Genomic DNA, 15,387 nt, shown 5'->3' with positions numbered 1-15,387 from the left:
CGCCTCACCGCGATGCGAGATCCATCACCTTCACCTGCGTGGCTTCACTTCTGTCAAGGAAACCCGTCACCCGACCCTCATGCATGACCATGACACGGTCGCTCATACCCAGAACCTCCGGCATTTCGGAGGAAATCATGATGACGGCGACGCCTTGACGCGCCATCTCGCAAACCAGCTTGTGAATCTCCGCCTTGGCCCCGACATCGATGCCGCGCGTCGGTTCATCCAGAATGAGGATGCGCGGCTTGGTCAGCATCCAGCGGCCGATCAGCACCTTCTGCTGGTTACCGCCGGACAGGTTTTCGATACGCTCGTACAGATGAGGCGTCTTGACCCGCAGCTTGCGGCACATCTCTTCGCAGGCGTCCGAAAGGGCGTTTTCCTGCACGAAGCCATTGACGACATATTTGTCCTGCAGGACGGCGATCTGCATGTTCTCCAGAATATTGAGGATCAGCAGACATCCCGTATCCTTGCGGTCCTCGGTCAGGAACGCCATGCGGTGGCGAATTGCCTCGGTCGGGCTGTCGATCGCAACCTGTTTACCGTCGATCGCAACGGTACCCGAGGAGGCCGGCGTAACACCGAACACCGTCTCGGCAACATTGGAGCGTCCCGAGCCGACAAGACCCGCAACGCCTAAAATTTCGCCGGCGCGAACATCGAACGACACATCATGGAACACGCCATCAAGCGTCAGGTTCTTGACCGACAGCACCACATCGCCGATCGGAACCTCTTCCTTCGGGAACATCTGCGTGATTTCGCGGCCCACCATCATGCGGATGATGTCATCGCGCGTCACATCGGTGGAAGCATGGGTACCGATATATTTACCGTCGCGAAAGACGGAAAACTCGTCAGCGATCTCGAACAGCTCGTTCATCTTGTGGGTGATGTAGACGATGCCGATGCCACGCTCCCTGAGGTCGCGGATAATGCGGAAGAGATGCTCGACCTCTCGTTCCGTCAGCGCCGATGTCGGCTCATCCATGATCAGAACGTCGGAATCGTAAGAAACCGCCTTGGCGATCTCGACCATCTGACGGCTCGCAACCGACAGCTCGCCGACGCGCGTTTCCGGATCGAGGTCGATACCGAGCCTTTCCAGCAGCGTCTCCGTGCGACGATACATTTCGCCATGGTCGATGAAACCAAACCGGTTTTTCGGCTCCCGGCGAATCCAGATGTTTTCGGCCACCGTCATATAGGCCATCAGGTTGAGTTCCTGATGGATCATGGCAATGCCGTTTTCGAGCGCGTCGAGTGGGGAATCGAGGCGTATCGGAGCACCTTTAAGGCGGATTTCACCAATGTCCGGCTGATAGATACCAGCGAGAATCTTCATCAGCGTCGATTTGCCGGCGCCGTTCTCGCCCATCAGCGCATGCACGGTGCCGCGCTTGAGGTGGAACGACACATCATCAAGCGCCACGACGCCGGGAAATTCCTTGCGTATACCGTCCGCTGCCAGAAGAAATTCTGCATTCGGCACGGCGCCGCTGGCGCGCACGGCGGCCATTGTCGATGGACTGACGACCATCTCACCCTCCACAATAGACAAAAATGACCGGAAAATTGGCCTGCGAAATCGCGGCCTTCCTCCGGGGAGGCTTACAGCGCCGTGTCACCGAAGACAGGCATGGGCGCTGTAACACTTTGAATTCAATGAAATTATATTCTATGCATCAGCCCGCAGGCTGCGCCTTCAGTTGCCGTCCGGCTCCGGCATCTGCTCCCGATGTTATTTCAATCGAGCGCAAATGCCGGAACGGGATCGTCAGTTCTTGGCCACGTAATCCTTGACGTTCTCAGGCGTGACGAGCTGGAAGGGAATGTAGACCTTCTTGTCGACCTTGTCGCCCTTGACGAGCTTCAGTGCTGCGTCGAGAGCGCCCTTGCCCTGACCAGCGGCATCCTGGAACACCGTCACATCAAGATCGCCGGCGCGCATGGCGGCAAGCGCGTCCTGCGTGGCGTCCACACCGGCAACGACGTAGTCCTTCATGTCCTTGCCAGCGGATTTCAGCGCCTGAATGGCACCAATGGCCATTTCATCATTGTTGGCGATGACCGCGTTGAATTCGACACCACTGGAGAGCCAGTTGGTGACGAGATCGGCGCCCTGTGTGCGCTGCCAGTTGGCCGTCTGCTCTTCAACCACCGAAATACCCTTGCATTCATCGGTTTTCAGAACATCGTGCACGGCCTGCGTGCGCATGCGCGCGCCTTGGTTGGAAAGCTCGCCCATCATGACAACGGCTTTACCTTTACCACCGAGAAGGCGGCAAACTTCCTTGGTTTCCAGCGTACCGGCCACCGTTTCTTCAGATGCCACGAAGGCCTGACCTTCCGGCAGGCTGTCCACGTTCACCGGCTGGCGGTTAACGTAAACCAGCGGGATCTTGGCTTCTGCCGCAAGTTTCGACATGGCCGCCGTCGCGTCGGTATCGACCGGGTTGACGATGATCGCATCAACCTTGGACGCGATGAAATTCTGGATCTGGCTCTGCTGCTTGGCAACGTCGTTCTGCGCGTCTTCAACCTGCAGGGTAACGCCCTTCAGTTCCTTGGAGTAATCCTGCATGCCGTTTCGCAGCACGGTCAGGAAGTTGTCGTCGAACTGAGCCATCGAAACACCGACGGTTTCTGCATGTGCCGCCGTGCCCAGAAGCACAGACATGGCTGCACCAATAATAAGCTTCTTCATTGTTTTCTCCTCCACAGTGTCCGGCGCCACCTCTCCCAGCCGGAAGCGGACCCGAAAGCCCGCCGCTATCTCCACATTCAGAAAACGGAATAATGAAACCGATTTTCTGCTGTTCGATATATTTATTCCATTTTTGGTTCGAACGTCAATGTTTTCTTCGCAGCCAGGCGACGAAGCGGCACACAAGGCGGTGATGATGGGAGATTAAGGAAAACGGAGCTTCCTCCCCGCCCTTGCGGCGAGGAGAGATAAGCCGTTGAAATCATGGATCCCCGGGGCAAGCCCGAGGATGACGCCAAGTTTGATGGCAGGTCGAATTCAATCGCAAGCTCGCATATCATCCAGCGAAAAGGATGCTGGAACGGTACGTTCTATCTGTGCGAACTGGGCATGACATCTGCAGGAATCGGGCAGACGTAATCGCTGCCTTCGGTTTTTTCCTGCCATTCCTTCTTTGCACTGGCGAGCAGTTCCGGCGAGGTCATCAGCGCAAGCCCGGTCGATGCAAGCGTCTTGGCGGCATGCGCCATGGCCTTGTGAGCGGCGGGGCTTTTGCCCTGCGCTACCACCTGCCAGGTATGCGGATTGGTCCCGATCGCCCAGGCCGGCGTCCAGCACTGCGCCGTCGGCGTGATCCAGCTGACGTCGCCGACATCGGTGGAACCCGCCCGGAAATGCGACTGGCCCTCGAAAGCGCGCAGGCCGAGATGCAGGGGCGTCGAACCATCAATCATCCGGTTGGAAAAAACATCGCCCTTTATCTGGTAGAGCCGGATGCTGCTTTTGATCGCCTCGTCGGTGAAAGTATCCTGAATGCTCTTTGCGAAAGCAATATCCGCTTCGTCGAAGGCGATGGGGCCGAGCGTCACCATGTTTTCATGCATCGCCGTTTCCAGCGTGATGTTAGGCAGAAGGTTAGTGGACGCGGTATCGAAGACGATCTCAACCTCGGTCTCGGTCATCATCGCCGCGCCGCGCGCCACCTTGTCCACCCGTGCAGCAAGATCGAGCGCCTGGCGCATTTCCGGGGCGCGGATCAGGTAAAGCACTTCGGCCTTGGCCTGCACAACATTCGCCGCCTTGCCGCCGGTATCGGTGATCGCATAATGCACCCGGCAATCCTGCGGCATGTGTTCGCGCAGGAAATTGACGCCGACATTCATGAGTTCGGCGGCATCAAGCGCCGAGCGGCCGAGATGGGCGGCGTTGGAAGCATGGGCCGCAACACCCTTGAAACGGTAGAAATATTCCAGCACGGCAAGATTGTTGGTGGAACGCACGCCGTTGAACGGTGCCGGATGCCAGGTCAGCGCCGCGTCGACATCATCAAACAGGCCAGCGCGCACCATGAAGGTCTTGCCGGAACCGCCCTCCTCACCGGGGCAACCGTAATAACGCACGGTGCCGGGCAGATTATTGGCTTTCAGATGCCGGGCGAGCGCAATGGCCCCCATCAACGAGCCGACACCGAGGAGGTTATGGCCGCAGCCATGGCCGGTGGCGTCCGCCTCGCGCGGCTGCACCTGCGCCACATCAGCCACCTGGCTCATGCCGGCCAGCGCATCGAATTCGCCGAGGAAGGCAATGACCGGCTTGCCGCTGCCGAATTCGCCGATGAACGCCGTTTCCATGCCTGCCACGCCGCGGCGAACCGCAAAGCCGTTTTCCTCAAGCGCGGCGGCGAGAACGCCAGCGGATTGCCGTTCTTCAAATTTAAGCTCGGCAAAATCCCAGATGCTGTCGCTTAGGGTGGTGAAGTCGGGCTTCATGGCCTCGACCTCGGCGGCAATCGACATCACGGCATCACGGTTCATGGCTTGTCCTCGCATTTCCGCCCTTTACGGGCACGCGCAAGCGCTTCGGCGGATGCACCGCCAAATCCTTGCACCCTATGATGGAAAGCCCGCGCCGGGGTCCGCCTCCGGCGCGGGCAACAGTGGATCAGTTGTCGACCGAGACTTCCCAGAGACGGGCGTTCGACTGCCAGACCGGCTGGCCCTTGAGTTTCTTCGTGGCGCCCCAGACATCGACCATGTCGTAGAGGAAGATGCCCGGCATTTCCTTCAGCATCAGCTCATGGAACTCGTCGAAAATCTTCTGGCGCTTCGTCTGGTCGGCCTCGACATAGGCCGCCTTCATCAGCTCGATCGCCTTCGGATCGTCCCACATCAGGGAGGCGTTCTTGTCCTTGTTGCCGACATAGAAGGCATACATCAGCGCCGGGTCGAGGCGCGGGGCGACCGACTGCGAGATCACCTGATAATTGCCGGAGCGACGGCGATCGACCTGAGTGGCATAATCCAGCACCTCGATCTGCACGTTGAGACCCGCCTGCTGCATCATCGCCTGCGCCATGACGGCGGCCGGGAAGCTCGGCACGTTGCCACGCTTGTTGGCGATGATGGAGATCGGCTCGCCCTTGTAACCGGCCGCCTCGAGTTCTTTTTTCGCGGCCTCGATGTCATAGGCCGGACGCTTTTTCTGGGTCTCGTCGAAATACACCGAGTCCTGCGAGACCATCGAGCCGTTGGCTTCACCCGTGCCGTTCGATGCGGCAGCAACCAGTTCATCGAGATCGAGCGCCATCGCCATGGCGCGGCGCACACCTGGATTACTCAGCACCTTGTCGCGGGTCTGGATGTAGAACAGGTTCTTGCCGTTGTTGCGGGCAACGATGAGCTGCATCTTGTCATTGGTCTTGAATTCCGGAATGAGATCGGGGGAAATCTCGGCCGTGTCGAGCACACCGGATTCAAGGCCCGCCTTCACCGTCGAAGCATCCGGAATGACCATGAATTTGATGCCATCGGCAAGCGGCCGCTTGGAGCCGACCATGCCGTCAGGCTTACCGTCATTTGCCGGCGAAACATAATCGGCAAATTTGGCGAGGCGGATATATTCGCCTTTCTTCCATTCGTCCCACTGGAACGGACCGGTGCCGATCGGCTTGACGAAACTGCCGTCGGCAGCAACCGATTCCGGCGAGATCATGCCGGTATAACCGCATTCCGGCCGAGACATCAGGCCGAGGAAAACGGCGGAGGGTTTTTCAAGCGTGATCTCGACCGTGGATGCATCCGTGGCCTCGACGCCGGTGACGTGCGCTGCCCCGCCTTCCGCGAAATCGTTGAGGCAGGTCCATTTTGTTTCCGGCTTCAGATAACGTGTCCAGTTCCAGGCAACATCCTCTGCGGTGAGCGGCTTGCCATTGTGGAATTTCACGTCCTTGCGCAGCTTGAACGTATAGGTCAGGCCGTCAGGCGCAACCTCGACGCTTTCGGCCAGAAGCGGCTTCACCTCTCCGGCATTGTTATAACCGACGAGGCCTTCGACGATGTGCAGGATAACCCCGTCCGTATTGCCGTCGCGGTTCACGCCGGGATTGTTGCTGCGCAGATCCGAGCTTTGCGCAATGGTGACGTCGCGGGCCGCCGCGATGTTGGCCGTTACCAGCAGGGCAACGCCTGCGAGAAGAAGTTTTTTCACTGTTCTACCCTCTTTGTTGTCGTTGATTGTAATTGATTAAAAACCGTCCCAGCAGGCCTGTGCCAGCCGGCCGATCGTCTCGAGCGCGATGGTGTATCCCGGCGTTCCGTCGGGCATGGTTTGCGGCACCTCATCGGTATAGGTGGTGATGATGAAGGACGGCTCGCCGTTTCTGTAGACGATGCCGGCATCCATGCGCCCGCGCTTGCCGCGGCCGCTCTTGCTGGCCACCACCGCCTCGAAAGGCAGGCGGGAGCGAATTCCATACCGCAAAATCTGGTTCTTCAGCGTCTGCATCGCCCACTCGCACAATTGCGGGCTGCAACCGAGCTTTGCCTGCGCCTCCGGTGAAGATTGCGCATCGAGAATGGTCTGCAGCAGAAGCACCTGATCCGCCGCCGAGGTGGTCGTAACTGTCTTCAACGGATGGTCGGCCGCCAGCGCCAGCGGCGGGATGAGGAAACGGTGGTGGGTATTGGCCATGCCGAGCGATTTGCAATAGCCGTCCACCTCTTCCAGCGTCAGCCTCTCCAGCACCATCTTGGTGCAGACATTGTCGCTCAGCACCATCATGCCGGCAACGGCATCGCGTAGTGAGATGACGATGCCCGGCGTCATATAACGGAACATGCCGCTCGCGACCTCTTCCGCCAGCCGTTTTTCATAGGTGACGGGCTGGTCGAGATCGATCCGCCCTTCGCTGGCGGCTTTCAGCACAGCCATCATGATCGACGTCTTGCGGGTGCTGCCCGATGGCGTCTCCTCGTTTTCTCCCCGGCCGATCTCTTCACCGGTCAGGAGATTGCGCACCATGAAGCGCGTCACGAAAGGCTGTGCATCACAGATCGCATTTAATTGGGCAGCCACAGTCATTGTCATCTTCCTGTTAAACTTCATCTTCCAGACGCCATTTCAGTGTCACACCGCCCTTTTCATTCTGGTCGAGGGCGGGAATGGCCGAGAGCAGCCGGCGCGTATAGGCCTCTCTCGGACTGTCGAAAATCGTGTCGCGGTCACCCTCTTCGATGATGCGACCGTCCTGCATGACGACGACACGGTCGGCCACCTGCTCCACCACGCCGAGATCGTGGCTGATGAACAGGCACGAAAAGCCATAACGTTTCTGCAGATCGGAAAAGAGATCGAGCACTTGCGCCCGCACTGTCACGTCGAGTGCCGAGACCGGTTCGTCGGCGATCAGGAACCGCGGGCGGCGGGCAATGGCGCGGGCAATCGCCACGCGCTGGCGCTGGCCGCCGGAAAGCTCATGCGGATAGCGGGCGGCAAAATCGGCGCCGAGCCCCACTTCCTCCAGCGTTTCCAGCGCCCGCTTGCGCTTGGCGGCCTGGTCGAGGTCAGGCACGAGGCGCAGCGCCTCCTCCACCAGCGCCTGAATGGTCATGCGCGGATCGAGCGAGGAATAGGGATCCTGAAACACCATCTGGCAGTTGAGGCGATAATCCTTCCAGTCCTCGTTGCGCTCGCGGCCCTGAAAGCGGATATGCCCTTCGCTTTCCTTGACGAGCCCGGCAATGGTGCGGCCAAGCGTCGTTTTGCCGGAACCGGAACCACCGACGAGCGCCACGACCTCGCCCTCATGAATATCGATGCTGACGCCATGCAGCGCCCGCTTCGGTTTGGCTTTTTTCAGCAGCGATTTGCGGCCGGCATAATCCACAACGATATCGCGGGCCGAAACCATTGGCGCCTTGGAGGTGTCGATGCTGCGCGGCTCGCCACGGAATGGCAGGGAGGAAAGCAGCTTTTTCGTATAGGGGTGCTGCGGCGCGTCCAGCAGGTCCTCGGTGCGGCCCTGCTCGACGATCGTGCCTTTTTCCATCACCACGATGCGGCTGGTATAACGTGCCACCATCGGCAGATCGTGACTGATGAGGAGAACGGCGGTGCCTTCCGCCCGCGTCAGTTCCACCATCAGTTCCATGACATCGCGCTGGATGACCGCGTCAAGCGCCGTCGTCGGCTCATCGGCAATCAGCAAAGCGGGTTTCAGCAGCATGACCGAGGCCAGCATGATGCGCTGGCGCATGCCGCCGGAAAACTCGTGCGGATAGGCCGTCAGCGCACCTTCGGGATCGCGGATGCCGACCCGGCGCAGCATGTCGAGAATTTTCTCGCGGCGCTCTTCAGGCGACAACTTCGTGTGAAGGATCAGCCCCTCTTCCAGCTGCCGACCAATCGTCATCGATGGGTTGAGGGAGGTCATCGGCTCCTGAAACACCACGCCGATCTCCGCGCCGCGCAGACGCCGCAGATCCTTCACCGGCAGGGACATGACATCCTGCCCCTTGTAGATGATCGACCCGCCGGTGACGGCGATGGCCGGCGGCAGAAGCGAGATGAGCGCGCGGGTGGCGAGCGTCTTGCCCGAGCCGCTTTCGCCGACGATGCCGAAGATTTCGCCCGCAGCAATATCGAATGAGACATCCTTGACCACCCGGTGGCCGGTTCTGGCGACTTCGAGCGAAAGGCCGCGAACAGTGAGAAGTGTATTGTCTGTCATTTGAGACCTCTCATGCGCGGGTCAAGCCTGTCGCGAAGGGCATCGCCCAGAAGATTGATGCCAAGCAGCGTCAGCGCGATGCAGAGACCGGGGAAAAGCCCGAGCCACACGGCCTGCTGGATGAAGGGACGGCCGGCGGCCAGCATGTTGCCCCAGGTGGGCGCCGGCGGCGGCACGCCAAGGCCGAGGAAGGAGAGCGCGCTTTCCGACAGGATGGCCCAGCCGAACATGGAGGTGGCAAGAACCGTGATCGGCGCGATGCAATTGGGCAGGATGTGGCGGAACATGGTGTAGATCTCGCCATTGCCCATCACCAGCGACGCCTCGATGAATTCCCGCTCGCGCAGAGAAAGCACGGCACCGCGCACCACGCGGGCCATGGATGGCGTATAGGCGATGCCGAGCGCGAAGATGATGCCATACTGGTTTGCGCCGAAAACCGCGAGCAGGCCGAGCGCGAGTAGAATGCCCGGGAAGGCCAAGAGCGCATTGTTGATGGCCATGATGACGCCATCCACCCAGCCCCGCGCATAACCGCTGACAAGGCCGATCAGCGTACCGAAGATCGTCGCGAAGCTGACCGTCAGGAAGCCGATCCAGACACTGGCGCGCGCGCCCACCATCAGGCGGCTCAAAACATCGCGCCCGAATTCGTCGGTGCCGAGAAGATGGCTGGCGCTTGGACCGGCCAGACGCGAGGCAAAACCGAGCTTCATCGGGTCATAGGGGGTCCAGAACAGACCTGTTGCGGCGGTGATGAGCAGGAGGGCGATGAGAAAGCCGCCGATAAGCCCGTTAAGTGTGAACTTTTTCATTCGGCAACCACACGCGGATCGAAGAGGGGATAAAGAAGGTCGACGAACAGGTTGACCAGCACATAGGACAGCGAGACGAACAGCAGGCAGCCCTGTATGACCGGATAGTCACGGGCAAAAATACTGTCGACCATCAGCCGTCCGAGGCCGGGAATGGTGAACACCGTCTCGATGACGGCGATGCCGCCGAGGAGATTGCCGAGGATGAGGCCGATCATCGTCCAGGTCGGGCCGAAGGCGTTCTTGAAGGCGTGCCGCCAGAGCACGGCGCTTTCCGAAAGGCCCTTGGCACGGGCATGGGTAATGTAATCCAGCCGCAGCACTTCCAGTGTCGAGGCGCGCGCCATGCGGATCAGAACACCCATTTCGTGGATGACAAGCGTCATGACGGGCAGGACGAGATAAAGCATGCCGCCGACAAGATTATCGCTGATCGACACATATCCCAGCACCGGCAGCCAGCCGAGCTTGAGGCCGAAAAACAGAAGAAGCAGCAGGCCCAGCCAGAATGTCGGGATGGAGAGGAGCAGGGTCGCCGTTCCCACCAGCGCAAGATCGGTCAGGCTGTTCTGTTTCCAGGCGGCGATCACGCCGGCCGGAACCGCAATCAGGCTGGCGAGCACTACGGCGACCACAACGATCTCGGCGCTGACGAGAAAGCGCGACACGACCAGCGGCAACACCGCTTCGTCATTAACGATGGAGCGGCCGAAATCGCCCTGCACCACATTGCCGGCCCAGATCATGAATTGTTGCGGCATGGACTTGTCGAGGCCGAGTTCGGTCCTCATGGCTTCGATCTGTTCCGGTTGCGCCATGTCGCCCAGCATCAGGGCAGCCGGATCGCCCGGAATGAAGCGGATGAGCGCAAAGACCGTGATCGACACGAATGCGATCGTCGGCAGCGCCATCAAAAGACGGCTCAGTATGAATCTTATCATCGGTTCCCCACGATTGATGGCCGGGAATGACATCCCGCCTCTATCGGTTTCGTTGCTTGCGACTATGACGGATTGAGAAATATCACGCAATATTATGCGTAAATGTCATATGTCTATGCAGAATGGCGGCGCGTTTCTTCCTGATGAGGACAATGAGATTTTCCGCCCAAAATCCCGTTTTCAGTCGATTTTTTGCGAAAGCTGGATTTCCCGCTTCAGGGCATCGCTCAGTGCCTGCGCCGCGATGGACAAGGGTGCACCGGAAGCGCGGGCAAGACCGAATTCCTGTGTCGCCTGCGGAACGAATGGTCGGGCGACAACGGGAAGGTGCCGGTAGAGGTTAGCATAAAAACTGCTGATGATCGTTACCCCCAACCCGTGCGCCACATAGGCGCAGGCGGAACTGTTGGTATGGGTCTCGATCTTCACCATCGGCTTGACGCCGGCCTTCTTGAACACCTGATCGAGCGCCATGCGGTTCGGCCGCTGCCGGCCAATCAGGATGAGCGGAACATTGCGCAGATCCTTGACGGTGATTTCAGTGAGTTCAGCCAGCGGATGATCCTCCCGGACCACGCAGACGCTCTTGCCGGTCGCAACACGTTCGACATCGATGCCCGGCCCGATCTCACCTTCCATCCGCAGGAAACCGAGATCGATCACCCGCTCGCCCACCAGCTTGTTGATGGCGGTGGTCGTCTCGAAGAAGGTTTCGATACGCACGCCGGGAAAATCCCGGACATAATCGATCAGCATGGCGGGCGCGAAGTTTTCCCACATGCTGCTCGGTAGGCCGATGCGAACGATTTCCGGGCCGGCCGCACCATTGCGCAGATCTTCGGCGTGGCCGGACATGCGATCGACGGCGAGCAGCACGTTTTCGGCATCACGGGCAAGAAGTGCGGCTTCCGGCGTCGGAATGAGCCGCCCTTTGTCACGGGCAAACAGTGTCAGCGACAGATCCGATTCGAGCTGCGCCAGAAGCCGGCTGACACCGGACTGGCTGAGACCCATGGCCTTGGCCGTGGCAATGGTCGAGCCGGTGGAAAGAAGCGTGCGCAGGACTTCGAGCTGCTTGATGTTCATGAGGCCAGCACCATGGATGAAAAACGCGCCTGTATCGGTTCAAACCTTTTGCCGCCGATAGCGCTTCCTGTCACCGGTTTTTTATCCTACCCGCGACAGCGACCTACAATTTCACCTCATAGACCGTGTCATGGGTGGCCACGCGTGCCTCTCCCGATGGCGTCACCCAGCCGCGAAACATGCCGGATGTATTATAGGGCGCGGATATGCCGCCTTCGGCATCGATCGCCACTAGCCCGGCACCGATATTGTAGGGGGCCAGATCCTTGTGCACGAGATTGCCGGCGGCGGTCTCCAGATCCTGCCCAAGATAGGCAACGCGGGACGCGATCTCGTGGCCGACGACATAACGGATGAAAAACTCGCCCTTGCCGGTGCCCGAGACCGCACAGGCGCCATCCCGCGCATAGGTGCCGGCGCCGATCACCGGGCTGTCTCCCACCCGGCCGTCCGGCTTGTTGGTGTAACCGCCGGTCGAGGTGGCCGCAGCAAGATGCCCCGCCGCATCGAGCGCCACTGCGCCGACGGTCCCGTGCTTTTCGTTTTCAGTCGCTTCCGTGCCTGTGGCGGCGTGGCGCTTCATCGCCGCCAGTGCCTCCACGCGCTTTTGCGTGGTGAAGTAGGATTGAGGCTCGGTGGCTAGCCCCTTTTCCCTGGCGAAGCGGTCCGCCGCCTCACCCGTCAGGTAGACGGCACGCTCATCCACCATCAGCGCACGCGCCGCCTTCACCGGGTTGCGGATGGCGCGGGACGCGCTGATCGCGCCCGCCGCAAGTGTGGCACCATCCATGATGGATGCATCGAGTTCGTGAATGCCGTTTTCGTTGAGTGCGGCACCATGCCCGGCATTAAAATGCGGGCTGTCCTCCATGACAACGACCGCCGCCTCGACCGCCTCAAGCGCGCTTCCGCCAGCCTTCAGCACGCCGTAGCCGGCACGCAGCGCCGCTGCCAGATCATCGCGCGCAGCAGCCCACTCCTCAGACGTCATGCTGTCTTCCGGCATCACGCCGCAACCACCATGGATGGCCAGTGCGATCTTCGTCATGTGCTCACTCCTTCGTCACCCCACTCCGGCAGGGCCTCTTACCATCAATGAAAGGCGATATCGCCGATGACCCGTACGCGCACTCTGCGAGCGCCGCCCGGCAGATAGGCGATCGGGATATCCTCCACCTCAAGCGTCTTGAGGCTCGCCCGCTCCGCGCCAGACGCAACGGCTGCGTTCTGCGCCTCGGTCTCGGCTTTTGCAAGCAACTGTTCCGCAAGCTGGATTGCAAACGCCGTGCGGAGGCGATCCGCGCGGCAAAAACACTGGGTTGGCTGTAAGGCTCAGCGGTTGTTCTTCTTGCGCCATTCGGCAAAAGCCGTCTGGTGTTCTTCCTTGGTGCAGGGGTAAAGCCCGATGATCGTCTGGCCGGCCTTGACCTGCTCCACCACGAAATCCTCATAAGCCGTCATTTCCACCGCCTCGGTGGCGATCTCGTCGGCAATGCCGGCGGGAATGACGATGACGCAGTCCGCATCGCCAACGATGATGTCGCCGGGAAAGACAGGCGCGTCGCCGCAGCCGATCGGGCCGTTGATCTCGATCGCCTCATGTTTGGTGAGGTTGGTCGGGCTGGAAGGCCGGGTGTGATAGGCCGGAATATCCAGTTCGGCGATGGTGGCGGCGTCGCGGAAACCCCCATCGCTGACGATGCCGGCACCGCCGCGCACCATAAGGCGCGTTACCAGAATATCGCCGGCCGAGGCGGCGCTTGCATCCTTGCGGCTGTCGATCACCATCACATGGCCCGGCGGGCAGGTTTCGATGGCAACGCGTTGCGGATGGGCGGGATTGCGAAATTCCACGAGCTGGTTGCGGTCCTCGCGTGCGGGCATGTAACGCAGCGTAAATGCCGGCCCGACCATGTTGGTGCCCTTATAGCCGAGCGGATGTACGCCCTGTATGACCTGGTTTCGCAGGCCACGCTTGTAAAGCGCTGTCGCCAGCGTGGCGACGGAAATGGTTTTCAGCTTGTCGCGGGTCTCTTGGTTCATCCCGGTCTCTCCTGTCATTCTATATCATTGGCGAGGGCTCTGCCCTGCTCGTGGCTTCAATAAATATCCGGCTCACCAGCCGAGCGGCCGAAATCGGTCTGCAGGAAGTCGAAATCGCACCCCTGATCGGCCTGGCTCACATGTTTGGAAAAGATGTAACCGTAGCCGCGCTCATAGCGCCGCGGCGGCGCCTGCCAGGCGGCCCGGCGGCTGGCGAGCTCCTCATCGCTGACCAACATGTCAAGGCGGCGCTGCGGAAGGTCGAGCCGTACGATATCACCTGACTTCAGCAAGGCGAGCGGCCCGCCGATGAAACTCTCCGGCGCGACATGCAGCACGCAGGCGCCATAAGAAGTGCCGGACATGCGGGCATCGGAGATGCGCAACATGTCGCGATGGCCTTTCTTGATCAGCGCCTTGGGGATCGGCAGCATGCCCCACTCTGGAAAACCGGGGCCGCCGAGCGGACCGGCATTGCGCAGCACCAGCACATGATCCGGCGTCACATCGAGATTTTCATCGTCGATTGCCGCCTTCATCTCGGGATAGCTGTCAAAAACCAGCGCCGGGCCTTCATGGATGTGAAATTTCGGATCGCAGGCGGCGGGTTTGATGACCGCTCCATCCGGACAGAGATTGCCGCGCAAAACAGCGAGTGAGCCTTCCGCATAGACCGGATTGTCGAGCGAACGGATCACATCGTCATTATAAACCTTCGCGCCCTCGAGATTTTCACCCATGCTGCGGCCGGTCACCGTGAGAGAAGAGCAGTCAAGCCGGCTTTCAAGCTGCTTCATCAGGGCGCGCAAACCGCCCGCATAATAAAAATCCTCCATCAGATAGTCTTTGCCCGAGGGGCGGACATTGGCGATGAGCGGCGTGACACGGCCAAGCTCGTCCAGCTCATCGAGCGTCATCGGCACACCGGCGCGGCGCGCCATGGCGATGAGGTGAACGACTGCATTGGTGGAGCAGCCGGTCGCCATGGCAACGATGGCGGCATTGCGGAATGCAGCCGCCGTCAGAATGCGATCCGGGGTCAGATCCTCACCCACCATTTCCACGATGCGGCGGCCGCAGCCTGCCGACATGCGCTGGTGTTCGGCATCAACAGCCGGAATGGAGGATGCGCCCGGCAGCGTCAGGCCCAGCGCATCGGTAATCGCCGTCATGGTCGATGCCGTGCCCATGGTCATGCAGACACCGGCGGAACGGGCGATGCCGCCCTGCAGCCCACGCCATTCCTCGTCACTGACATTGCCAGCCCGGCGTTCGTCCCAATATTTCCAGGCGTCGGAACCGGAACCCAGCACCTTGCCGGCATAATTGCCGCGCAGCATCGGCCCGGCCGGCAGATAGATCATCGGTACGCCGGCCGAAATCGCGCCCATGACAAGGCCGGGCGTCGTCTTGTCGCAACCACCCATCAGCACCACGCCGTCAAGCGGATGCGAGCGGATCATCTCTTCCGTCTCCATCGCCAGCATGTTGCGATAGAGCATCGAGGTCGGCTTGGTGAAACTCTCATCGACCGAAAGCGATGGCATTTCCACCGGGAAGCCGCCCGCCTGCAAGACACCGCGCTTCACATCCTTCACACGTTCGGGAAAATGCGAATGGCAGGTGTTCAATTCGGACCAGGTGTTGAGGATGCCGATGACGGGTTTGCCGACAAAATCTTCCTCCGCATAACCGAGCTGCATCATGCGGGAGCGGTGGCCGAAACTGCGCAGGTCATCGGGTGCGAACCAGCGGTCGGATCTCAATTTTCTGTCGGTCATG

The 15,387-nt window shown here is 60.3% G+C and carries 12 protein-coding genes and 1 pseudogene; all 13 read right to left on the bottom strand.

Features of this window, described 5'->3' with window-relative positions:
- Positions 1 to 4: 4 nt before the first annotated feature.
- The 13 genes and pseudogenes from M0412_RS16205 to araD all read right to left on the bottom strand — a co-directional run bounded on the left by M0412_RS16205 (position 5) and on the right by araD (position 15,386).
- Positions 5 to 1,546 carry a sugar ABC transporter ATP-binding protein gene (locus tag M0412_RS16205; RefSeq protein ID WP_269699383.1) on the bottom strand — a complete coding sequence of 514 codons (1,542 nt, stop codon included), beginning with the start codon at positions 1,544 to 1,546 and terminating at the stop codon, positions 5 to 7.
- 237 nt (positions 1,547 to 1,783) lie between these two features.
- Positions 1,784 to 2,713, bottom strand: coding sequence for a sugar ABC transporter substrate-binding protein (locus M0412_RS16200; RefSeq protein WP_142842647.1), 930 nt, complete (start codon positions 2,711 to 2,713; stop codon positions 1,784 to 1,786).
- A gap of 371 nt (positions 2,714 to 3,084) precedes the next feature.
- Positions 3,085 to 4,527, bottom strand: coding sequence for a M20 family metallopeptidase (locus M0412_RS16195; RefSeq protein WP_142842646.1), 1,443 nt, complete (start codon positions 4,525 to 4,527; stop codon positions 3,085 to 3,087).
- Positions 4,528 to 4,654: 127 nt separating this feature from the next.
- On the bottom strand, positions 4,655 to 6,199 hold the full coding sequence (locus M0412_RS16190; protein WP_269699382.1) for an ABC transporter substrate-binding protein: 1,545 nt from the start codon (positions 6,197 to 6,199) through the stop codon (positions 4,655 to 4,657).
- A gap of 36 nt (positions 6,200 to 6,235) precedes the next feature.
- Positions 6,236 to 7,072 (bottom strand): serine hydrolase, encoded by an 837-nt coding sequence (locus M0412_RS16185; RefSeq protein WP_269699381.1) that lies wholly within the window; start codon positions 7,070 to 7,072, stop codon positions 6,236 to 6,238.
- Between the two features lie 13 nt (positions 7,073 to 7,085).
- The gene (locus M0412_RS16180; protein ID WP_269699380.1) at positions 7,086 to 8,720 is read right to left on the bottom strand and encodes an ABC transporter ATP-binding protein; all 1,635 of its coding nucleotides are present in this window, start codon (positions 8,718 to 8,720) and stop codon (positions 7,086 to 7,088) included.
- Positions 8,717 to 9,535, bottom strand: a complete 819-nt coding sequence (locus tag M0412_RS16175) for an ABC transporter permease (protein WP_003524591.1) — start codon at positions 9,533 to 9,535, stop codon at positions 8,717 to 8,719. Before M0412_RS16175 ends, M0412_RS16180 begins: the two co-directional genes overlap by 4 nt.
- Positions 9,532 to 10,476 (bottom strand): ABC transporter permease, encoded by a 945-nt coding sequence (locus M0412_RS16170; RefSeq protein ID WP_269699379.1) that lies wholly within the window; start codon positions 10,474 to 10,476, stop codon positions 9,532 to 9,534. The genes M0412_RS16175 and M0412_RS16170 overlap by 4 nt, the downstream gene beginning before the upstream one ends.
- Before the next feature lie 180 nt (positions 10,477 to 10,656).
- Positions 10,657 to 11,562, bottom strand: coding sequence for a LysR family transcriptional regulator (locus tag M0412_RS16165; RefSeq protein WP_110757939.1), 906 nt, complete (start codon positions 11,560 to 11,562; stop codon positions 10,657 to 10,659).
- A 103-nt stretch (positions 11,563 to 11,665) separates the two neighbouring features.
- Complete coding sequence (locus M0412_RS16160; RefSeq protein ID WP_269699378.1) at positions 11,666 to 12,610, bottom strand: isoaspartyl peptidase/L-asparaginase family protein; 945 nt, start codon at positions 12,608 to 12,610, stop codon at positions 11,666 to 11,668.
- Positions 12,611 to 12,654: 44 nt separating this feature from the next.
- A pseudogene (locus M0412_RS16155) lies at positions 12,655 to 12,825 on the bottom strand (hydantoinase/oxoprolinase family protein); the annotation flags it as partial.
- Positions 12,826 to 12,894: 69 nt separating this feature from the next.
- Complete coding sequence (locus tag M0412_RS16150; RefSeq protein WP_142842640.1) at positions 12,895 to 13,605, bottom strand: ribonuclease activity regulator RraA; 711 nt, start codon at positions 13,603 to 13,605, stop codon at positions 12,895 to 12,897.
- 56 nt (positions 13,606 to 13,661) lie between these two features.
- Complete coding sequence (araD, locus tag M0412_RS16145; RefSeq protein ID WP_269699377.1) at positions 13,662 to 15,386, bottom strand: L-arabinonate dehydratase; 1,725 nt, start codon at positions 15,384 to 15,386, stop codon at positions 13,662 to 13,664.
- Position 15,387 lies beyond the last annotated feature (1 nt).

The organism is Agrobacterium sp. O3.4, from assembly GCF_041414895.1.
Taxonomy (GTDB): Bacteria; Pseudomonadota; Alphaproteobacteria; order Rhizobiales; family Rhizobiaceae; genus Agrobacterium; species Agrobacterium cucumeris.
Note: the sequence above shows the minus strand (reverse complement) of the source record. Positions and strands in the feature narration are given on the sequence as shown.